24 protein-coding genes are annotated in these 20266 nt (G+C 75.0%); 16 read left to right on the top strand and 8 right to left on the bottom strand.

Going from position 1 to position 20266, the window contains the following annotated elements; translation table 11 throughout:
* The first annotated feature begins 196 nt into the window (after positions 1 to 196).
* The 10 genes from ACQPX6_RS27680 to ACQPX6_RS27635 all read left to right on the top strand — a co-directional run bounded on the left by ACQPX6_RS27680 (position 197) and on the right by ACQPX6_RS27635 (position 8018).
* The gene (locus ACQPX6_RS27680) at positions 197 to 1783 is read left to right on the top strand and encodes an AMP-binding protein (RefSeq protein WP_433783947.1); all 1587 of its coding nucleotides are present in this window, start codon (positions 197 to 199) and stop codon (positions 1781 to 1783) included.
* A 293-nt stretch (positions 1784 to 2076) separates the two neighbouring features.
* Positions 2077 to 2301, top strand: coding sequence for a hypothetical protein (locus ACQPX6_RS27675; protein WP_433783945.1), 225 nt, complete (start codon positions 2077 to 2079; stop codon positions 2299 to 2301).
* Positions 2302 to 2744: 443 nt separating this feature from the next.
* Positions 2745 to 3458, top strand: coding sequence for a GAF and ANTAR domain-containing protein (locus tag ACQPX6_RS27670; RefSeq protein WP_433783944.1), 714 nt, complete (start codon positions 2745 to 2747; stop codon positions 3456 to 3458).
* Between the two features lie 108 nt (positions 3459 to 3566).
* The gene (locus ACQPX6_RS27665) at positions 3567 to 3914 is read left to right on the top strand and encodes a hypothetical protein (protein WP_433783943.1); all 348 of its coding nucleotides are present in this window, start codon (positions 3567 to 3569) and stop codon (positions 3912 to 3914) included.
* Positions 3915 to 4154: 240 nt separating this feature from the next.
* Positions 4155 to 4898 carry a GAF and ANTAR domain-containing protein gene (locus ACQPX6_RS27660; protein ID WP_433783942.1) on the top strand — a complete coding sequence of 248 codons (744 nt, stop codon included), beginning with the start codon at positions 4155 to 4157 and terminating at the stop codon, positions 4896 to 4898.
* A 247-nt stretch (positions 4899 to 5145) separates the two neighbouring features.
* The gene (locus tag ACQPX6_RS27655) at positions 5146 to 5889 is read left to right on the top strand and encodes a GAF and ANTAR domain-containing protein (RefSeq protein ID WP_433783941.1); all 744 of its coding nucleotides are present in this window, start codon (positions 5146 to 5148) and stop codon (positions 5887 to 5889) included.
* A 199-nt stretch (positions 5890 to 6088) separates the two neighbouring features.
* Positions 6089 to 6817: a GAF and ANTAR domain-containing protein gene (locus ACQPX6_RS27650; protein WP_433783940.1), complete on the top strand. Its 729-nt coding sequence runs from the start codon at positions 6089 to 6091 to the stop codon at positions 6815 to 6817.
* 44 nt (positions 6818 to 6861) lie between these two features.
* The gene (locus ACQPX6_RS27645; RefSeq protein WP_433783938.1) at positions 6862 to 7392 is read left to right on the top strand and encodes a GNAT family N-acetyltransferase; all 531 of its coding nucleotides are present in this window, start codon (positions 6862 to 6864) and stop codon (positions 7390 to 7392) included.
* A 4-nt stretch (positions 7393 to 7396) separates the two neighbouring features.
* On the top strand, positions 7397 to 7597 hold the full coding sequence (locus ACQPX6_RS27640) for a DNA-binding protein (RefSeq protein ID WP_433783937.1): 201 nt from the start codon (positions 7397 to 7399) through the stop codon (positions 7595 to 7597).
* Positions 7598 to 7622: 25 nt separating this feature from the next.
* Positions 7623 to 8018 (top strand): hypothetical protein, encoded by a 396-nt coding sequence (locus ACQPX6_RS27635; RefSeq protein WP_433783935.1) that lies wholly within the window; start codon positions 7623 to 7625, stop codon positions 8016 to 8018.
* Between the two features lie 6 nt (positions 8019 to 8024).
* Here the strand turns inward: ACQPX6_RS27635 and ACQPX6_RS27630 are convergent, their stop codons facing one another.
* On the bottom strand, positions 8025 to 8693 hold the full coding sequence (locus tag ACQPX6_RS27630) for a DUF899 domain-containing protein (protein WP_433783934.1): 669 nt from the start codon (positions 8691 to 8693) through the stop codon (positions 8025 to 8027).
* Between the two features lie 192 nt (positions 8694 to 8885).
* Between ACQPX6_RS27630 and ACQPX6_RS27625 the strand changes: the two genes are divergently transcribed.
* Positions 8886 to 10691: a hypothetical protein gene (locus ACQPX6_RS27625; protein ID WP_433783933.1), complete on the top strand. Its 1806-nt coding sequence runs from the start codon at positions 8886 to 8888 to the stop codon at positions 10689 to 10691.
* A 52-nt stretch (positions 10692 to 10743) separates the two neighbouring features.
* Positions 10744 to 11142 carry a trypco2 family protein gene (locus tag ACQPX6_RS27620; protein WP_433783932.1) on the top strand — a complete coding sequence of 133 codons (399 nt, stop codon included), beginning with the start codon at positions 10744 to 10746 and terminating at the stop codon, positions 11140 to 11142.
* A 30-nt stretch (positions 11143 to 11172) separates the two neighbouring features.
* Here ACQPX6_RS27620 and ACQPX6_RS27615 read toward each other — a convergent pair whose 3' ends face one another.
* From ACQPX6_RS27615 to ACQPX6_RS27585, 7 genes are all read right to left on the bottom strand, one after another.
* A complete protein-coding gene (locus ACQPX6_RS27615) occupies positions 11173 to 12681 on the bottom strand; it encodes a hypothetical protein (protein WP_433783931.1) in 1509 nt (502 codons plus the stop codon).
* A gap of 9 nt (positions 12682 to 12690) precedes the next feature.
* The gene (locus ACQPX6_RS27610) at positions 12691 to 12888 is read right to left on the bottom strand and encodes a hypothetical protein (RefSeq protein ID WP_433783930.1); all 198 of its coding nucleotides are present in this window, start codon (positions 12886 to 12888) and stop codon (positions 12691 to 12693) included.
* A gap of 143 nt (positions 12889 to 13031) precedes the next feature.
* A complete protein-coding gene (locus ACQPX6_RS27605) occupies positions 13032 to 13469 on the bottom strand; it encodes an OsmC family peroxiredoxin (RefSeq protein ID WP_433783929.1) in 438 nt (145 codons plus the stop codon).
* Positions 13470 to 13496: 27 nt separating this feature from the next.
* Positions 13497 to 13976: a MarR family winged helix-turn-helix transcriptional regulator gene (locus ACQPX6_RS27600; protein ID WP_433783927.1), complete on the bottom strand. Its 480-nt coding sequence runs from the start codon at positions 13974 to 13976 to the stop codon at positions 13497 to 13499.
* Positions 13977 to 14019: 43 nt separating this feature from the next.
* A complete protein-coding gene (locus ACQPX6_RS27595; RefSeq protein WP_433783926.1) occupies positions 14020 to 14292 on the bottom strand; it encodes a GlsB/YeaQ/YmgE family stress response membrane protein in 273 nt (90 codons plus the stop codon).
* A gap of 108 nt (positions 14293 to 14400) precedes the next feature.
* Complete coding sequence (locus ACQPX6_RS27590; RefSeq protein WP_433783925.1) at positions 14401 to 15360, bottom strand: sucrase ferredoxin; 960 nt, start codon at positions 15358 to 15360, stop codon at positions 14401 to 14403.
* Positions 15361 to 15426: 66 nt separating this feature from the next.
* Positions 15427 to 16743, bottom strand: coding sequence for a cupin domain-containing protein (locus ACQPX6_RS27585; RefSeq protein ID WP_433783924.1), 1317 nt, complete (start codon positions 16741 to 16743; stop codon positions 15427 to 15429).
* A gap of 69 nt (positions 16744 to 16812) precedes the next feature.
* Here ACQPX6_RS27585 and ACQPX6_RS27580 point away from each other — a divergent pair, with 69 nt between their 5' ends.
* The 4 genes from ACQPX6_RS27580 (at position 16813) to ACQPX6_RS27565 (ending at position 20246) form a co-directional block, all read left to right on the top strand.
* Entirely contained in the window at positions 16813 to 17166 is a 354-nt protein-coding gene (locus tag ACQPX6_RS27580) for a hypothetical protein (protein ID WP_433783923.1), read from the top strand.
* Positions 17167 to 17360: 194 nt separating this feature from the next.
* Complete coding sequence (locus ACQPX6_RS27575) at positions 17361 to 18131, top strand: phosphoglyceromutase (protein WP_433783921.1); 771 nt, start codon at positions 17361 to 17363, stop codon at positions 18129 to 18131.
* Between the two features lie 121 nt (positions 18132 to 18252).
* On the top strand, positions 18253 to 19527 hold the full coding sequence (locus ACQPX6_RS27570; protein WP_433783919.1) for a sensor histidine kinase: 1275 nt from the start codon (positions 18253 to 18255) through the stop codon (positions 19525 to 19527).
* Entirely contained in the window at positions 19524 to 20246 is a 723-nt protein-coding gene (locus ACQPX6_RS27565) for a response regulator (RefSeq protein ID WP_433783918.1), read from the top strand. The genes ACQPX6_RS27570 and ACQPX6_RS27565 overlap by 4 nt, the downstream gene beginning before the upstream one ends.
* Positions 20247 to 20266: the final 20 nt, after the last annotated feature.

The following is a 20266-nucleotide window of genomic DNA, read 5'->3' as shown; positions in this document are numbered from 1 at the left end:
CGGCCCCAAGGAGGCTCACTGTTCCACCACGCAAGAGCGTTAACAAGGGTTCCTGATACTCCGAACGAGTGACCCACCACGACCCCGGACGTCGTCAACGATCACAGAGGGACCGCACGGAGGCACCGCATCGCGGTACCGGCAGGTAGATTTCTGCCCACGTGGCCTGTCCGTCCGGCTCGACGAGGAGTTCCGCATGATCGTCCGCTCCCCCTACGACGACGTCGACATCCCGGACGTGGGGCTCCCTGAGTTCCTCTTCGGCGACCTGGGCGACCACGCGGACCGGGTCGCGATCATCGACGGCCCGTCGGGCCGGGAGACGACGTTCGGGGAGCTGGCGGGGGCGATCGACCGCTTCGCCGCGGCGCTGGGCGAGCGCGGCCTCGGCCGCGGCGACGTCGTCGCCCTGTTCGCGCCCAACAACCCGTACTACCCGGTGGTCTTCCACGGGGCGCTCGCCGCCGGCCTGGCGGTCACCACCATCAACTCGCTGTACACCCCCGACGAGCTGGCCTTCCAGCTGCGCGACTCGGGCGCGAAGCTGCTCGTGACCGTGTCGCCCTTCCTCGACCGCGCCCGCGCCGCGCTGCGCCAGGAGGGCATGGCGGTCACCGAGACGATCCTGCTCGACGACGCGCGCGACGACGCCAGCACGCCGATGCCGGAGAGCACGCTGGCCGACGCCCTCTCGACCACCGCGGAGCGCCCGCAGGTGACGGTCACGGGCGACGACGTCGCCGCGCTGCCCTACTCGTCGGGCACCACCGGGCGGGCCAAGGGCGTGGTGCTGACCCACCGCAACCTCGTGGCGAACCTCGTGCAGTTCCAGGCGGTCAACGCCAGCACCGGGCCCGAGTCGAAGATCCTCGCGGTGCTGCCGTTCTTCCACATCTACGGCATGACCGTGATGATGAACCACGGCATCTACGTGCGGGCCACCGTCGTGACCATGCCGAAGTTCGACCTGGCGGAGTTCCTGCGCGTCATCTCCGAGTTCCGCGTGAACCGCGTCTACATCGCCCCGCCCATCGCCGTCGCGCTGGCCAAGCACCCGATGGTCGACCAGTACGACATCGACTGCGTCGACATGGTCTTCTCCGGCGCCGCCGCCCTCGACGCCGAGCTCGGCCACGCCGTCGGCAAGCGACTGAACTGCACGGTGCTGCAGGGCTACGGGATGACCGAGCTGAGCCCCGTCAGCCACGCCATGCCGCAGGACCGTCCCGACATGGACCTCAACTCCATCGGCGTCGCGCTGCCCAACATCGAGTGCAAGCTCGTCGACCCCGAGACCGGCGAGGAGGGGTCGCGCGGCGAGCTGTGGGTGCGCGGCCCGAACGTCATGCGCGAGTACCTCAACAACCCCGAGGCCACCGCCGCGACGCTGGACGACGACGGCTTCCTGCACACCGGCGACGTCGCCACCGTCACCGACGAGGGCGTCTTCTCCATCGTCGACCGGGTCAAGGAGCTCATCAAGTACAAGGGCTACCAGGTGCCGCCGGCCGAGCTCGAGGCGCTGCTGCTGACCCACGACGGCATCGCCGACGCCGCGGTCATCGGGGTCAAGGACGAGGAGAACGAGGAGGTGCCCAAGGCGTTCATCGTCCTCCAGCAGGGCGCCGACCTCTCCGGCGACGACGTCATGTCGTTCGTGGCCGACCGGATCGCGCCGCACAAGAAGGTCCGGGTGGTCGAGTTCATCGACCAGATCCCCAAGTCGGCCTCGGGCAAGATCCTGCGCAAGGACCTCCGCGCCCGCGAGACCGCGTCCGCCTGACCCCACGGGGTCGGGGGCGGCAGCGTCCCGGCGACGGCGGGGCGTGACGTCGCTCGGGTCGCTCCCCGCTGCCGGCCGGCGGGGCGCTCGTCGAAGATGGCGTCGACGCAGGGGCCCTCGCGCAGCCGGGCCTGGAGGTCGTCGAAGGCGCCCGGCCCGGCAGCGAGGCGCACGGAGCTCGCCCCGGGTGGACGTCGCGGCCCGCTTCGGCCATCGTGGAGACGTCGACCCAGACCCCGTCGATGACCGCTCTCGTCCGGAGACGAGGGAGTCGTCGACCAGGTGGGGATCACATGCTGCGCAACGACGCGGACGAGCTGGACGCCAGGCGGGACGCGCGCCGGGCCGAGGCGGAACGTCTCGAGGAGCTGGCGTTCGAGACCGAGGTGCAGGCCTCGCTCACCCGGCCCGAGCACCCGGCCGTTCCCCCGCTGCTGGACGGGCGGCTGCGGTCGCTCCTCGGACCCGGGGCGTCACCCTCCAGGCAGCCCGGACGGGATGCGGGTACGGTCGCCTGAGCGGGTCGATACCACGGGCCGCGATCGGACCCGGGATGCGGCGTCGTGTCGGACGCCCATCCGCTGGCCTCGTCCCGGAGGTCACGCCAGCACGCTCGCCAGGTGTTGTGCCTCGTCTCTCGACGGCACCACCCGATGGCGAGACCACGTGCACCTGGACCACGACCGACTGACCCACGCCCTGCGCGGCGCGGAGCGCCGACTGGCGGACCGTCGCGGCCTCCACGGTCTGGAGGAGACGCTCGGGCAGATCGTGGCCGCCGCGGTGGCGGGCATCGACCCCGTCGACGCCGGGAGCATCTTCCTGGCCCGGCACGGTGGCGTCGAGACCCGCCACGCCACCACCGGCCGCATCCGCGAGCTCGACGCCAACCAGGCCGCGATGCGGGAGGGCCTCCGAGCGCCGGGGAATGCACGCGGACCTCTTCGGGTAGCAGCAGTCGATGGACGTGTCGCGGGAGCAGCGTGTCGTGGAGGCCGCCGTCGTGCTGGCCGACACGCTGCGCGACGAGTTCGACCTCAGCGAGGTGCTCTACGACCTCACCGCCTCCTGCGTCGAGCTGCTCGACGTGGACACGGCCGGCCTCCTGCTCGCCGACGAGCAGGGCCGCCTCCACACCGTCGCCTCGTCGCACGAGGGCACCCGGCTCCTCGAGCTCTTCCAGCTCCAGACCGACGAGGGCCCGTGCGTGGACTGCTACCGCACGGCCGCCCCGGTGTCCTGCGACGAGGTGTCGCGCGCCGGTGGACGTTGGCCGACGTTCACCCCGCAGGCCCTCGGCGAGGGGGTCCGGTCGGTGCACGCCGTGCCGATGCGGGTGCGCGAGCAGGTGATCGGCGGTCTCAATCTGTTCCGGGTCCGGCCCGGACCGGTGTCCGCGTCCGATCTGGCCATCGCCCAGTCCTTCGCGACGGCGGCGACCATCGGCATCCTGCAGACCCGCGCGAAGCGGTCGAGCGACCTGCTCAACGAGCAGCTCCAGAACGCCCTCAACAGCCGCGTGATCATCGAGCAGGCCAAGGGCTACCTCGCCGAGCGCCACCAGGAGAGCCTGACCGCCGCGTTCGCGCGGCTGCGCAACCACGCCCGCAGCCACCACGAGCGCCTCACCACGGTCGCCCGCGAGGTCGTCGGGGGATCACTCGACCTCGCCTGAGCGTCGGCGTCGGGGCATCCGACCGGGTGCGGGCATACTGGAGCAACGGCCTCCACACCGGTGGGCTCCAGCCAGGGGCACCGCCCCTCCCGGGACAGGAGGCTCCGCGTGGCCGACGACGCCCAGAACGCCCTCTGCGCCCTGCGCGAGGCCACCGCCGCGCTCGTGCAGGCGACCACCCTGAGCGCCGGCCGCGAGCACGGCACGGACGGCACGACCGGCACCAACGGCACCGTGCTGGTCGCCGACCTCGCCAGGAATCTCGAGGCCCTCGCCGCCCTCGTGCGCACGACGACCCGCGGACCGCTGCCCACCACGCCGGCCGGCGACGATCTCCTGGCCGTGGTCCAGGGCATCAGCGTGACCGCGGCGATGGCCCGTCGGGCCGCGAGCCCCGGGGACGACCCCGTCCCGCACCTCGCCGCCAGCCGGGCGGCCACCGCACCCGACGACTGAGCGCCCCGTCGCCCGGCCGCGCTACGGTGGCGGGCGCAGTGTTCGACCTGACGGGCGCTGACCGGACGTGGAGCGCTCCCTCCCGAGCGCCCCCGGCGGTCCCGTCGTCACCTGTGCGCCCCCGACCGGCCTCCCGCGCCGGCGCGGCGCAGCCCCCGGGCCTTCGGTGCTGCCGGGCGCCATCGCCTCCTCGAGGCGTCGCGCCCGTTCCCAGCCGCGATCCCGGAGGTGGGACCCCACATGGAACCCGGTCAGCAGGACGACCTCGTCACCGCGCTGCGGCGCGCCGGCCGCGAGCTGGCGAGCCGGCGCAGCATCCGCGACCTGGAGGAGACGCTCGGGCAGATCGTCACCTCGGCCGTGGCGACGGTGCCGGGGGTGGACGCCGGCAGCATCTCCATCACCCACCACGGACGGATCGAGACCCGGCACCCGAGCAGCGAGGAGATCGGCAAGCTCGACCGCACCCAGAGCGAGCTGTACGAGGGCCCCTGCATCTCGGCGATCGACGACCCGCCCGAGAGCGGGATCGTGATCGCGCAGGACTTCGCCGGCGAGGACGCGCAGCGGTGGCCGCGGTTCGCGCCGGAGGCGGTCGCGGCCGGCTACCGGGCGCTGATGTCGACCCAGCTCACCACCGACGGGGGTCCGCGGGCCGCGCTGAACCTGTACGGGGCCACCGCGCACGCGTTCGACGAGGACGCCCGCGTCATGGCCGGGCTGTTCGGCGTCCAGGCCTCGCTGCTGCTCTACGGCGCCGACACCGCCGAGCACCTGCAGCGGGCGGTGGACGGCCGCGACGAGATCGGGCAGGCCAAGGGCATCCTCATGGAACGCTTCTCCCTCGACGGCGACGCCGCGTTCCAGATGCTGGTCAAGTCCTCCCAGGACACCAACATGAAGCTCACCGACGTCGCCCGCTGGCTGATCAGCGACGTCGGCCGGCGTGCCGCCCGCCCGCCCGGACGCGACGGCGGTCCCTGACCCCACGGCGGGGCGGATCGGGGTACGGTCGCCGCACGGCCGACACCACCGGCTGTTGCAGAGGACGCGACGCGCATGCTCCTGGGCGTGCGTGGCCAGCGGTCCCGAAGCCCCATGTGCGTCCCAGCCCGTGATCCCGCGGTGGACGGCCGAACGCAGCGCATGTCGCAGCGGTGCTGTCTCGTGCGCCCACCCCGCCGGGGTGCGCCACCGGTCTCCACGCCAGGTCACGAAAGCGGGACCCGCCGTGCGCCCCCAACAGAACGACCAGCTCCTCATCGCCCTGCGCCACGCCGCCCGCGGGCTCGCCCAGCGCCGCAGCATCCGGGACATGGAGGAGACGCTGCGCGAGATCGTGGTCTCGGCCGTCCACACCGTCCCCGCGGTGGACGCGGGCAGCATCTCCATCACCGAGCACGGGCGCATCGAGACCCGCCACCCCACCACCGAGACCATCCACAAGCTCGACGAGATGCAGAGCGAGCTGCACGAGGGCCCCTGCATCCAGGCGATCGACGACCCGCCGGACAGCGGGGTCGTCGTCGCGCAGGACTTCGCCGGCGCCGCCGCCGAGCTGTGGCCCCGGTTCGCGCCCCGCGCGGTGGACGCCGGCTACCGGGCCCTGCTGTCGACGCAGCTGTCCACGAACGGCAGCCCGCGGGCGGCGCTGAACCTCTACTCCGCCGACGCGAACCCGTTCGACGAGCAGAGCCGCACGATGGCGGGGCTGTTCGGGGTGCAGGCGTCGTTGCTGCTCTACGGCTCCGACCAGGCGGCGCACCTGCAGCGCGCCGTGGACAGCCGCGACCTGATCGGGCAGGCCAAGGGCATCCTCATGGAGCGCTTCACCATCGGGGACGACGCCGCGTTCCAGATGCTCGTCCGCACCTCGCAGGACACCAACGTGAAGCTCACCGCGGTCGCGGAGTGGCTGACGAACGAGAAGTCCCGCGCGGCCCTGCAGGAGACCCGCCGCCAGGACCGCAGCTGACGGACCGGGTCCGTCCCGCCTGATCACGACGCCGTGGCCGTGGCCCGGCGAGGTACAGTGCGCGCCCGGTCGACCTCACGGCCGTCACCAGGACATGGGCGTCGACCGCTCGCCGCCGCGCATCCCGCGCCGGCCCCGCCTGAGCGCGCATCCGCTGCCGCTTCCCGTGCCCACCTGTCTGCCGACGACGGGAGCACGCATGACGGCCGGACCGGGGGACGAGGTCGTCGTCACCCTGCGCACCGCGGCCCGCGCGCTCGCGCAGCGCCCGGGCATCCGCGACCTCGAGGAGACGCTGCGGCAGATCGTCGCGTCGGCGGTCCGCACCGTCCCGGGGGTGGACGCCGGCAGCCTCTCGATGACCCGTGATGCCCACGTCGACACCCGCCACCCCACGAACGACGTGATCCGCGCGCTCGACGAGACCCAGAGCGAGCTGCGCGAGGGCCCGTGCATCAGCGCGATCCAGGACCCGCCGGAGAGCGGGGTCGTCGTCGCCCAGGACCTCGCGGGCGCCGACGCCGAACGCTGGCCGCGGTTCGCCCCGCGGGCCGTCGAGGCGGGGTACCGGGGGCTGATGTCGACCCACCTGACGACCGATGCGAGTCTCCGCGTCGCCCTCAACCTGTACGCGGCCCGTCCCGACGCCTACGACGTCCGGGCCCGCGTGCTCGCCGGCCTGTTCGGTGTCCAGGCGGGACTGCTGCTCTACGGTGCGCAGCAGGTGCGCCACCTGCAGCGCGCGGTCGACAGCCGCGACCTCATCGGCCGCGCCAAGGGCGTCCTCGCCGAGCGCTTCGGGATCGACGACGAGACGGCGTTCGGGATGCTGGTCACGTCGTCGCAGGAGACCAACATGAAGGTCACCGCGGTCGCGCAGTGGGTCGTCGACGGCGCCGGGCCGAAGGACGCCTCCCGGGCGGAGTGAGGGGCGACCCTGCGGTGACGGCGCGCGCGCCGGAGACTGGGTCCGTGACGCCGGGGCTGAGCGACGGGACGGTCGAGCTCTCCGTGCTCGCCGGGGACGGCGACGCGGCCGCCCTGGTGGCGGGGGAGGACGACGAGATCGCCCGCTGGCTCTCGGGCCCGCCGCCGACCCTCGAGACCGCGGCGCGCCACATCGACCGCTGCGCCCTCGACTGGCTGGGCGACTGGTTCCGTCCCGGCACCGCGCTGACCTGGGGCATCCGCGACGCGGTCAGCGGGGCGCTGGCGGGCACCGCCGAGGTGCAGCTGAGCACCGCGGACGTCGAGGCGGGTACGGCGAACCTCGCGTACGGCGTGTTCCCGCCCTGGCGCGGGCGGCACTACGGCTCGCGGGCCGTGGGCCTGATGTGCGGCTGGCTGACGACGACCACCGCGACGCAGCTCGCCGTGGTGCGGGTCGAGCCGGGCAACGCGCCGTCGATCCGGGTCGCCGAGCAGGCGGGCTTCGCGCGCGCCGGCCGGAGCCGGGGGGTCGCGGGCGCGCCGATGCTGCGCTACGTCCGCGCCCTGCGGTGACGGCGTGACCGAGGACTCTGGGACCGACTTCCCGCGGGGCATCGGGCGCCCGGCCACCGGCGCCCTCGTCCACGCCGGGTACACGCGGCTGCGCCAGCTCGACGGGGTGCCGGCGCGCGACGTGCTCGCGCTGCACGGCGTCGGGTCGAAGGCGGTGCGGCTGCTGCAGGAGGCCCTCGCCGAGCAGGGCATGCGGATGGCCTGAGCCTTCGCGCTCGTACCGTGGGGACGTGCCCGACCCCGACCGCACCGTCGTCCGCGCGGCCGCATCCGTGGTGCTGGCCGTGCTCGTCGCCGCGATGATGCTGCTGGCCGGCACGAGCGGGATCACCCTCGTGGTCACCGTGCTGCTCGTCGCCGGGCAGGCCGTGCTGCTGCGCGGGCCCGGCGGGGCGCCCCGCACGCGGCGGTTCCTGCTCGCGGCGTCGGCGCAGGCGGGGCTGACCTACCCGGTGGCCGGCGAGCCGACCGTCGCCTCGGCACTGGTGTACCTCGGCGTCGGCGTGGTGTTCGGGCTGGTGGTCGTGGTGGCGCTGGGGTTGCTGGACCGGGCGGGGGTCGGGGACGAGATCGACCAACAGCCGCGCGCCGACACCCGGCCGTTGCCGGTGGTGGAGGGGGACTGAGCGCTCCTAGCGGGCAGCGGTCTCGTACTCGTCGTGGCGCCGCCACCACGTGTAGGGCTCCGTCTGCGGCGTGCCGGCGGGCGCGTCCTCCCACGTCTCCTGCCGCCCGAAGGGCGTGAGGTCGAGGAACGACCAGACGCTGCCCAGCTTGTCCACGCCGCGGCCGCCCATCGTGTAGGTGCGGTAGACGTCGTCGCCGTCGCGCAGGAAGACGTCCACCGCGAACCCGCCATCGTGGCCGAGGTCGGCGAACAGCTCGCTGTGCTCGGCCGAGTACCAGGGCACCGTCCAGCCCATGCGCTCGCGGTAGGGCTCCGTCTCGGCCAGCGGACCCGAGCTGACGACCACCCGCGTGGTGTCCCGGGCCTCGAGGTGGGCGGGGTGGCCGAACTGGTCGACCATCATCGAGCAGCCCTGGCACGGCTCCTCCGGGTCGAGCCACATGAACTTGTAGGCGACGAGCTGGCTCCGGCCGGCGAACACGTCCACGAGGCGCACGGGCCCGTCGGGGCTCTCGAGGACGTAGTCCTTGTCCAGCTTCACCATCGGCATCCGCCGGCGCGCCGCGGCGAGGGCGTCGGTGGCGCGGGTCAGCTCCTTCTCGCGGACGAGCAGCTCCTGGCGGGCCTGCTCCCACGCGGCGGCGGAGACGACGGGGCGGGCGCTGAGGTCCATGACGTCGATCCTAGAACGATACTGCGTTCTCCTGTCAAGGAATCTCGGCTCGGCGTTCGGGCTGTGGTGGTCGGCCGCTCGGCGGCTCACGGGGTGCTGCGGTGCGGGCGGTTGTCCACACCCCTTCTGTCTGTCCACAGGAGAGTTCTCCGTTCTCGCTGGTCAGGCCGCCGTCGCCCTAGCGTCGACGACGTGAGCGTCACGGTGGAGAGCCCCGCGAGGACCGGTAGGCCGGCCCGCACCGGCGCCGAGGCCGTCGCGGCGCTGCAGGACGCCGCGCGCGAGGCCAACCGCCAGGCGGCGCGGGTCCTGCGCCTGACCCACGAGACGGCCCGCAGCCTCGGTGCGGACCTGACGGCCCGGTCCGACGAGACCGAGCAGTACGGCGCCGACGAGGTCCGCGCGGCCCTGGTGCTCTCGCACGCCGGGGCCCGGCGGCGGGTGGAGCTGGCCGAGTGCCTCGTCGAGCGACTGCCGGAGGTGCTCGAGCTGCTCGAGGCCGGGCTCATCGACGAACCGCGGGCGCGTGCCGTCGCCGACACCCTGCGCGACGCGGACGACGACCTCGCCCACCTCGTGTGCGCGCGGGTGCTGCCCGAGGCGCCCGGCCTCGTGCTCGGGGCCCTCATCGCGCGTCTCGAGGAGGTCCTGCTCGCCCTCGATCCCGAGTGGGCCGCCCGCCGCGAGGCCGCGGCGCGCGAGCGTCGCCGCGTCCGGGCCTGGCGCAACCCCTCGGGCACGGGGTCGCTGGGCAGCTACGACCACCCGCTCGACCGCGTCGTCGGCGGCGTGGCGCGCCTCGAGGCGCTGGCCGCGGCCGCCCGCCGTGCCGGGGCCCGCGTGGGCATCGATGCCCTCCGCGCCGACGCGCACATGGGACTCGTCGACGGCCTGTTCGCGGGACTGGACGACGACCAGATCGTCTTGGCGCTCGTGGAGCAGCACTCGGGTGACGACGCCGCCGACCAGTTCGACGAGGACGCGGGGGCCGGGCGGGACGCCGAGGACGTGGACCGTCCCGTAGACCCTGGCGATGCCGAGGATTCGCCGGGGCCGCCTCCGGACGCACCGGCGCCGTCACGGCTGCGGACCGGCACGGTCGAGGTGCGGGGGCCGCTGACGACGGTGATGGGCGCGGAGGCGTGCCCCGGCGAGATCGCGGGCTGGGGCCCGGTGACGCCCGGCGCGTTCCGCGCGCTGGTCGCGTCCCGCCGCCGGGCGGAGTGGCGGGTGGTCGTGGTGGACGACGCCGGTCACTTGGTCTTCGTCGACCTCACGCGCCGACGCCCCGCGCACTGCGGGGACGGCGGGCGCCGCGGCGACATCGTCGAGCTGTGGGTCTCGGAGTCGGAGCTCGCCGGTCTCGAGGAGCTGGCCCGGGAGCTGGCGCCGGACTGGGAACCGGTGTGCCGCGACGTCGTGGCGCGCTTCCGGGCCTGGCACGACGCCGGCCGACCGGTCCCGTGGGACGACCCGGCACGCCGGTTCCCGAGGGCGGCGCTCGCGCGGTGGATCAGCGTGCGCGACCGCGCGTGCGTCGGTCCCGGCTGCACGCTCCCGGCGCACGCCGCCGAGATCGACCACACCGTCGACCACGGGCGCGGCGGGCCGACCGCCGACGCGAACCTCGACCCGATGTGCGAGCACGACCACCACCTGAAGCACGAGGGCGGATGGACGCTCCGGCAGGTGGCACCGGGACGGTTCGTGTGGATCAGCCGGTGCGGGCAGAGGATCGAGGTGGCCGCGCGGCCGGTCCGCCGCGACCTGCCGGCGCCGAGCCCGCGCGAGGACGGGGAGGAGCGCGCGGCGCCCCTCGACCTCGAGCCCCTGGCCGACGACGACGGCGACCCGACCGGGAGGACGTCGAGTGCCTGGGTCCACGGGACGGTCCCACCGTGGACGCGGGACCCGGACCCGCCGGTGGATCCAGCTCCGGACGGTTCACCGCCGCCCCTCCCGCCGCTCGGCGGCCCCGACGAATCGCCTCCGTTCTGAGACACCCGCGGAAGCCGCGGCCGGTGTCGGACGGGCTCGCTACCGTCGGGTCGTGACCGACCAGGGGGACGTGCCGGTGGGCGAGGACGAGGGGCTGGGGCTCGACGAGGTGCTGCTCGCGCTGCGACGGGACCTCGTCGCCGCGCGCGGGCGCCACGGCGAGGGCTACGGCCTCGGCGTGCGCGAGGTGGAGATCGAGCTGGCGGTCGAGGTCCGCCGCAGCCGCGAGGCGCAGGGGTCGGTGGGGGCGAAGTGGTTCGTGCTCTCCGGAGACGTGTCGGGGCGCGGCGAGCGGGAGCGCAGCGACACCCACCGCATCAAGCTCACGCTCGGTCCGGTCGCGTCGGACACCGGAACTGGCCCGCACCCGGACGACGACACCGGTGGCGAGACCGCGGCGGGCGTGGTCGGGCCGGCGATCGCCGGGGCGCTGCCGGACGACGCGGGCTGACGCCCACCCCGACGGCTCAGGCGGGCCGACTCACCCCTGTCCCGGCCGTCCGGTGCGGTAGTGCCCGGGGTCGTCAAGGTGCAGGTCGCGGCGGGTGCCGTGGTCGGGACCGATGCGGTGGGCGAGGCGCCCGCCGTGCAGGGCGACGAGGCCCTCCTGCAGCGGCTCGTGGTGGGTGGACGAGGTCGCGTCGACCAGCGCCTCGCCCACGACATCCGGGCGCCCGGCCCGCCGCTCGGCGCGGTCGACGGCCTCGACCACCCAGAGGTGTTCGGGCACGGCGGCGAGGCGGTAGAGGTCGGCGAGCGCCGGGTCGACGCCCCGGGCGGCGAGCCCCTCGAGGAACTGGTCGCTGCGCACCGCGTACGTGCGGAACGTCAGCTCGCCGGCCGCGGCGGCCCGGGCCACCGGCTCGTCGTCGGCCGCACGGCGGAGGTAGCCCGCGAACCACAACCGGCCCGCGGCCTCGGCGCGTTCGGCCGTCACGTAGATCGCGGGCAGCAGCGGGAGGATCGCGGTCTGCCACGGCCGGTGGGCGTCCTCGGCCTCGGCGAACGGGTCGTCGACCTCGAGGTACGGGCCGCGGGCGTCGTCGTGGCGCCACAGCGTCACGCGCCGGTCCTCGGCGGGATCGCGGCGGTAGGCGACGACGACCCACGCGTGGCTCGACGAGATCACCAGCGGCGGGAGCTGGCTGTTGACGTAGCGGCAGAGCACCGCGCGCAGCGAGAGCCGCCCGGCCTGGGGGTCGGCGCGGCCCGCGGCGTCGACCGGATCGGCGGTGGGGTCGGCCGCCGCGTCGGCGGCCGCGTCCTCCTCCCGCGTGGTGGGCAGGTGCATGAGGCCGGGGGAGAGCCCGAGCTGCGTCGCGCCGGCGAGCATCTGCTGCACCGAGAGCCCCTCGCTGGGCACCTGGCGCCCGACGATGACGCCGCCGAGCGCGGCGTCGTGCACCTCGGCGGTGAGCCTGCGCGGCAGCCCGTGGGCGAGGTGGGCGTGGCGCAGCACCATCCAGAGCACCGCGTGCGCGCAGCGCAGGTACTCGGCGTCCTGGCTGAGGAACGGCATGGCCGTGATCCACAGCGGGTGGCCGAACAGCGACAGGCGCTCGGTGGCCTCGCACCGGACGGCGCCCTCGAGCCCGGGCGGCGGCGCGATCATGGTGCGGCCGACCGGCGTGGAGGGCAGCGGGCGCAGCACGACGTAACCGCGGTAGGCCGCGGGGCGCAGGCGCGAGAGGTCGGCGGGCACGTCGTCGGTGAACAGGTGCCAGCGGTGGCAGACCGAGGGGCGGCGCCGGAACAGCCGGCCGTGGAACGCGCCGTGCTCGCTGCGCCAGTCGGGGTCGAGGTGGCGCTGCTCGACGACCACGCTGCGCACGCCGTGCTCGCGGGCGATGGCGACGATGCGCTCGAGCGGGCGGCTGCGGTCGCCGCCGGCGTAGAACTCGAGCAGCTCCTCCCACACGCCCGGCACGGTGACGTCGTAGACCGCGCCCGCGGAGTCGTCAGGCGACCAGGCCAGGAACGACCAGGTCATCGCAGCCCGTCAGTGCAGGCGGAGCCCCTCGGTGTCGACCTCCGCGCGCAGCTCGGCGTCACGGACGCGGTCGAGGTCGGCGCGGTAGCGGCGCTGCAGCGCCGGGTCGTCGAGGTGGAGCCGCGTGGCGAGGTCGCCCGCCGGCTCGCCGGGCTCGACGATGCGCCGGCGTGCGGCGCGGGCGGGGTGGGCTGGTCCGTCGGCCATGACGCCTCCCGGGTGGGGCCGTGGGCCACCAGCGTACCGGCGCGGGGCCCGTCGGGACCCCTCGTGACCAGCACCGTCGGCAGCGTCGACACCGGGGAGCGCAGCACGGCGTCACCGTAGCCGCGCCCCCCGACACCCGGGGCTCAGTCGGCGAGGGCCGCGTCCAGGGTGATCGTGGTGCCGGTGAGGGCCTTGGACACCGGGCAGGTCTTCTCCGCGGTGGACGCGAGCTCCCGGAACCGGTCGGCGTCGACGCCGTCGACCTCGGCACGCAGCGTGACCGCGATGCCGCTGATCTCGAAGCCGCCACCCTTCGCCGGCGACAGGGTCACCTCGGCGCTGACGTCGATGGCGCGGGCGGTGAGGCCCTCGCCGCCGAGCACGCCCGACAGGTTCATGGCCAGGCAGGAGGAGTGCGCCGCGGCGATGAGCTCCTCCGGGCTGGTCTGGCCGTTCGGGTCCTCGGCGCGCGTCGGGAACGAGACGCTGAACTGGCCGGCGTTGGACGAGTCGAGGGTGACCTGGCCCGTCCCGTCCTGCAGGCCGCCTTCCCAGTGGGTGGTGGCGTCGCGGCTCGGCATCGGTGGCCTCCTGGTGTGGGGGTGTGGTCAGACGGCGGACGTCCCGTCCCCGACGTCACGGAACGCGACGGTCGAGGCGGTGATCGTCCGCAGGAGCACGATGAGCTCGCGACGGGCCCGGTCGTCGAGACCGAGGGCGCAGCCGATGGTGCGGGGCACCCGGGCGACGCGGGCGCGCAGCGCGCGGCCGGCGTCGGTCAGGTGCACCACGACGGTGCGCTCGTCGCGGGTGTCCCGGCGCCGTGCGATCCACCCGGCGGATTCCAGCCGCTTGAGCAGCGGCGAGACCGTGCCGTAGTCGAGCGCGAGCGCGGCACCGACGTCCCGGACCGTCCGCGGCTCGGACTCCCAGAGGACCAGGAGCACCAGGTACTGCGGGTAGGTCAGCCCCAGCTCGGCGAGCAGGGGGCGATAGACGTCGGTGACCGCGCGGGACGCCGAGTAGAGCGCGAAGCAGGCCTGCTCCGAGAGGAGCAGGTCGTCCTCGACCCCCTCGTCCGTGCTCACAGCGTCAACCTAGGACACGATCACATTGCGCACAATGCAACCGCTAGCGACGGACCTTGCTCCGCCGGCCCACGATCACGCGGTAGATCACCAACAGGATGAGCGAGCCGATGATGCCGAGCACCCAGGTGCGCAGGTCGAAGAAGCCGCCGTTGCCCTGCCCGAGCACCCACTGCCCGAGGGCCCCGCCGAGGAACGAGCCGACGATGCCGATCAGCGTCGTCACGATGATGCCGCCCGGGTCGTCGCCCGGCATGATCAGCTTGGCCAGGGCTCCCACGATGAGCCCCAGGATGATTGCCCCGATGATTCCCATGTCCACGCCTCCGTCGATTGCTGCGCGGTGCCCGCGCACGCGCAACGTGCCCCGGTCGGCCGCACGTCATGCACACCCGGAGTCACGATTCCGGTGTCAGTCCGCGCACTATCCCGCGGCGCCGGCACCCATGACGTCGAGGCCGGAGACGCCGGACGCGGGGGTCATCCCGACCAGGTCGTAGACGCGCATCGAGGCCGCCCGGCCGGCCGAGCACGTCAGCGGCGTGGGCGAGGCGACCCAGCGCTCCCGCACGGTCACGGTCACCGTGCCGCGGGCCGGGCCGCCGTCGAGCGAGACGTCGGTGAGGCCCTGCTCGCGGACCTCGACACCGAGCACGCGCAGCGCGTCGACGCCCGGCTCGTCGTAGGCCAGGCGGGCGTGGTGCTGGGCCGCCTGGGCCGGTGCGGAGAGGAACGAGCGCCCGCGCACCCAGGTGGTGTCGACCTCGCCGGCGGCGTAGCGCTCGACGACCGCGACGGCCTCGGAGGCGGGAACCCGGCCCAGCACCAGGCCGTGGGGCAGCAGGACGACGTTGGCGGCGAAGCGGTCACCGCCGGTGTGCGTGGTCTCCCAGGTCCGTTCCGCGTGGGCCATGCTCAGCGCGGCCGCGACCGGGCGCCCGCGCATCGCGCAGCACGCGTCGTGGCGCCCGTGGGCGCACACGAGGTAGATGGGCTCCGACGACGGCGTGGTGGACGCCTCGACGTCCGCGAGCGCGGCCGGCAGCTCGTCGGGCGAGGCCACCCGCCCCCACCGCACGGACTCGGAGCCCGGGGTCGTGTCGACGACGGCGAACCGGCCGATGTCGGCCGGGCCCTCGCCGCGGGCGCGCGAGCGGCGGATCAGCTGGAACCGCGCGCCGCGGGCCCGGCAGAAGGCGTCGACCGCGTCGACGACCCCGTCCGCGTAGCCGGCGTCGCCGAGCGCCTGGCGGCCCCACGGGCCGGGGTGCTCGACCAGCAGCCAGCACCGCGCCGGTGGGGCGGTCGCGACGAACGGGTCGTCGCGGTCGCGGGCGGACTCCGAGCAGCGGAACGTCGCGGGGCCCGCCTCCGACGTGGTCATCCCCCCGTCATACCCCGCCTGCGCGACGGTGGACACCCGGCGCACGAAACTGAGGTGAGGGTGACCTCAGTCGGGCAGCAGCACGCCCTCCTTGAGCAGCCGGCGGACCACGACGACGCCGTCGTCGGGGGCGAGGCCCGGCAGCTCGCCGGCGGTGGCCGGGCGGCCGTTGAGCAGGCGCGCGACCGCCTCCCGCGTCCCGGCGGGCAGGGTGATCGTGCGGTCGGGCAGCTCGAGGGCGACCGGGGCGTCGGGCGCGGTGGCCCGCAGCCGGTGGTGCAGGCCCCGGCGCCGGCGGACCACGGTCTCCGTGTCGGCCGCGGTGGCCGCCGCGGCCTGGGCCAGCGGGGCCACGCTCTCGGGGCGGTTGCCGTGCCACACCCGCCGCCGCAGCGTCCGGGCGACGCGGTCGGGGCGCCCGTCGTCGGGCGCGGCGAGGCGCTCGGCGAGGCGCGCGGCGACGGCCTCCACGTGCGGCGCGAGCGCCGCCGGGTCGGCGGCGTCGATGCCCAGCGGCAGCGACGCCCGCAGCTCCGGGTCGCTGGTCAGCGCGTTGACGAGCGCGTCCACCACCGCCCAGCGGGTGAGGACGTGGACGCCGATCGTCAGGTGGGCGCTGACCTCGCCCTGCGCGGTGGCCGAGTGCAGGTAGCCGCGCGGCAGGTAGAGCGCGTCTCCGGGCTCGAGGACCTCGTCGATCAGCGGGTCCTCGGTGGCCCGGGCGGCCACGGCGTCGGCGCGGTCGTTCCACGGCTGGCTGCGCAGCGGGTCGGGGTGCACGGGGGCGTGCACGTGCCAGCGCTTGGTGCCGGCGATCTGCAGGACGAAGACGTCGTGCACGTCGTAGTGCGCCGAGAAGCCCTGCGACGACGCCGGCGTGATGTAGGCGTTGGTCTGGACGGGGTGGCCCAGCTCGGCGGCGAGGTCGGTGACGAGGTCGGCCACCGGGCCCCAGGTGCGGTGGAGGCCTTGGAGCACGACGGTGTTGCCCTCGGCGAACAGGGCGGCGACCCGGTCGTCGCGCACCTGGTCGGCGACCTCGGCGCCGACGCCGCCCTCGCCGGTGAAGTGGCGCGAGTCGACGACCGTGCCCTGCTTGGCGATCCGCAGGAAGGGTGTGCGCAGGCCGCGCCGGCTCAGGAGCTCGTCGACGGCGGCCAGGTCGAACAGGTCGCCGAAGGCCGCGGGGGCGTCACCGTCCGCGTGCTTGGCGAGGTCCGCGGCGCGCGAGAGCCGCGCCTCGCGGCCCCACGTCGCGGCGGCGAAGTCGTCGAGGTCGCCGGCGACGAGGCGCCGCAGCGCCGGGCGGTCCTGTGCCCGCCCGGCTCCGCGGTCCCGGCCGCGCTCCGGGGACCCGGGGGTCCCCGGGGTCACGGTCGTCATCGCTGCTCAGGCACCGCCGTCGGCGCCACCGTCGGAGCCGCCGCCGCGCGCGCCACCGTCGGCCGGGCCGTGACCGGCACCGCCGTCAGCCCCGCCGTCCGCGCCGCCGTCCGCGCCACCGTCGGCGCCACCGTCGGCGCCACCGTCGGCGCCACCATCGGCGCCACCATCGGCACCGCCGTCAGCGCCACCGTCGGAGCCGCCGCCGCGCGCGCCACCGTCGGCCGGGCCGTGACCGGCACCGCCGTCGGCGCCACCGTCCGCGCCGCCGTCGGCACCACCGTCGGAGCCGCCGCCGCGCGCGCCACCGTCGGCCGGGCCGTGACCGGCACCGCCGTCGGCACCCCCGTCGGAGCCCTGGCCGCTCGCGCCACCGTCGGCCGGGCCGTGCCCGCTCGTGGTCATGTCGTCGTCGTTCACTGAAGACTCCTTCGTCGTGGTGGCCGACCCCGTCGGGGTCTCGCCGGGCTGGTGGATCCCGCGCCGCCCGATGGGTGTCCCGGGCGTCGGCGGGCGTCTGCCGACGCGTGAGGCCGTACCCGGCGAGGGGTGATCTCACGCGCGCGGTGCTCCGGTGGCGTGGTGCCGTCGCCGGGGCGCTGGCAGGGTCTCGCGTCATGACCCCGGAGGGAACCGTCGGCACGCTCGTGCTCCTGCGCCACGGCCAGAGCGACTGGAACGAGAAGAACCTCTTCACCGGGTGGGTGGACGTCGCGCTCTCCCCGAATGGCGAGCAGGAGGCCCGTCGCGGCGGGGAGCTGATGGCCGAGGCCGGGCTGCTGCCCGACGTCGTGCACACCTCGCTGCTGCGCCGGGCGATCAACACCGCGAACATCGCGCTCGACGTGGCCGACCGCGGCTGGATCCCCGTCCGGCGCGACTGGCGGCTCAACGAGCGGCACTACGGCGCGCTCCAGGGCAAGGACAAGAAGCAGACGATGGAGGAGTACGGCGAGGAGCAGTTCCAGATCTGGCGCCGCTCCTACGACACCCCGCCGCCGCCCATCGACCCCGACGACGAGTACGCCCAGACCGGCGACCCGCGCTACGCCGACCTCGGCGACGCCCTGCCGCGCACCGAGTGCCTCGCCGACGTGCTCGAGCGGATGCTGCCGTACTGGCAGGCCTCGATCGTCCCCGACCTGCGCTCTGGGCGGACCGTGCTCGTCGGCGCGCACGGCAACTCGCTGCGCGCGCTGGTCAAGCACCTCGACGGCGTCGACGAGGAGACGATCCCCGGGCTCAACATCCCCACCGGCATCCCGCTGCGCTACGACCTCGAGGAGGCCGGCGACGGCGAGCTGCGGCCCACCAACCCGGGCGGCACCTACCTCGACCCCGACGCCGCGCAGGACGCCATCGCGGCGGTGGCCAACCAGGGCCGCTGACCGTCGGACGCCCGCCGGGTGAACAGAACCCCAACGGCGGGCCAACCCTGTCCCCCGGACGCGTCGGGCAGCTCACGCGGAGCGGGTCGTGGAGGTGTCCACGGCCCTACCATCGGGAGACGTGACCGTCCCCGTGCTGGTGACCGTCGTGGCCCTGCTGGCCGCGGCGCTCGGTGCGGTCGCCGGGTCCGGCGCCGTCCGGTGGCGGGCCCGCGAGGAGGGCGCCCGGGAGCGCTCGCGCGGGCCGACGGTGGCCGAGCTGCTGGCGCGGATCGTGCGGCGCTCGCAGTCGGGCATCGCGGTGGTCAACCGCTTCGGCGACGTGGTGCTCTCGAACGAGCGGGCCGACGCCCTCGGCGCCGTCGTCGACGCCCGCCCGGACCCGCGCCTGGCCGCCGCCGCCGAGAAGGTCGCTGTGGGCGGCGAGCCCTGCGAGGTCGACCTGTCGCCCGCGACGTTCCCGCCGGGCTCGACGCCGCAGACGATCGTCGCGCAGGTGCGCCCGCTCGGGGACGGGTTCGTGGTCGTCGACGCCACCGACACCTCGGCGGCGGTGCGCCTCGAGGCCGTGCGCCGCGACTTCGTCGCCAACGTCGGCCACGAGCTCAAAACGCCGGTGGGCGCGCTCGCCGTGCTCGCCGAGGCCGTGCTCGACGCCGACGACCCCGACGAGGTGGCCCACTTCGCCACCCGGATCCTCAACGAGTCCCACCGCCTCGGCGCGCTCGTCACCGAGCTCATCGCGCTCTCGCGCCTGCAGGGCGCCGACCGGCTGCCCGCGCTCGTGCGCGTCGACGTCGACGAGGTCCTCGCCGAGGCGCTGACCCGGGTCCGGGTGCCCGCCGAGGCGGCGGCCAGCGCCGGCGGGGACCGGACCGGCGGGCGCTTCCTGCTCGACGCCCCCAGCGGGCTCGAGGTGGCGGGCGACCGCACGCTGCTCGTCACCGCGCTGGCGAACCTGCTCGAGAACGCGGTGGCCTACTCGCCGGAGGGCACGCCGGTGTCGGTGCGCCGGCGCCGCCAGGGCGACCGCGTCGAGATCTCGGTGACCGACCGGGGCATCGGCATCGCCCCCGAGCACCAGCAGCGCGTCTTCGAGCGCTTCTTCCGCGTCGACCCCGCCCGCTCGCGGGCCACCGGCGGCACGGGGCTGGGGCTCGCGATCGTCAAGCACGTCGCGGCCAACCACGGCGGCGAGGTGCGGCTGTGGAGCGAGCCCGGCGTCGGCTCGACGTTCACGCTGCGCGTCCCCGCGGCCCCCGCCGACGAGCCCGCCCCCGCCCGCAACGGCCACGTCACCGACCTCGCGTCCACCCCCGCCCTCTCCAGCGCCCTGCGCACCGCGGCCCCCGGCCCCTCGCCGGCGTCGCCGTCAGCCACCGGAGGTACCGCATGACCCGCGTGCTCATCGTCGAGGACGAGGAGTCCTTCGCCGACCCGCTGGCCTACCTGCTGCGCAAGGAGGGCTTCGAGACCTCGGTGGCCGGCACCGGCGCCGCGGCCCTCGACGACTTCGAGCGCCACGGCGCCGACATCGTCCTGCTCGACCTCATGCTGCCCGGCATGAGCGGCACCGACGTGTGCAAGGCGCTGCGCCAGCGCTCCTCGGTGCCGGTGATCATGGTGACCGCCCGCGACGCGGAGATCGACAAGGTGGTCGGCCTCGAGCTGGGTGCCGACGACTACGTCACCAAGCCCTACTCGGCCCGCGAGCTCATCGCCCGCGTGCGCGCCGTGCTGCGCCGCGGCCAGGACAGCGAGGCCGACGGGTCCGCGGCCGGCGGCGGCGAGCGCCAGGTCCTCGAGGCCGGCCCCATCCGCATGGACGTCGACCGCCACGTGGTCACGGTCGTCAGCAACGGTGCCGATGCGGGGAGCACCGAGGTGCCGCTGCCGCTCAAGGAGTTCGACCTCCTCGAGTACCTCATGCGCAACGTCGGCCGCGTGCTCACGCGGGCCCAGCTCATCGACCGGGTGTGGGGCGCGGACTACGTCGGCGACACCAAGACCCTCGACGTCCACGTCAAGCGGCTGCGGGCCAAGCTCGAGCCCGAGCCCTCGGCGCCGCGGCACCTCGTGACGGTCCGGGGCCTCGGCTACAAGCTCGATGCGTAGGCCGGGCTAGACTCCGCGAC

This window comes from Actinomycetospora sp. CA-101289 (assembly GCF_050955895.1).
GTDB lineage: Bacteria > Actinomycetota > Actinomycetes > Mycobacteriales > Pseudonocardiaceae > Actinomycetospora.
The sequence above is the reverse complement of the archived record's forward strand: the minus strand, read 5'-3'. Positions and strand labels throughout refer to the sequence as shown.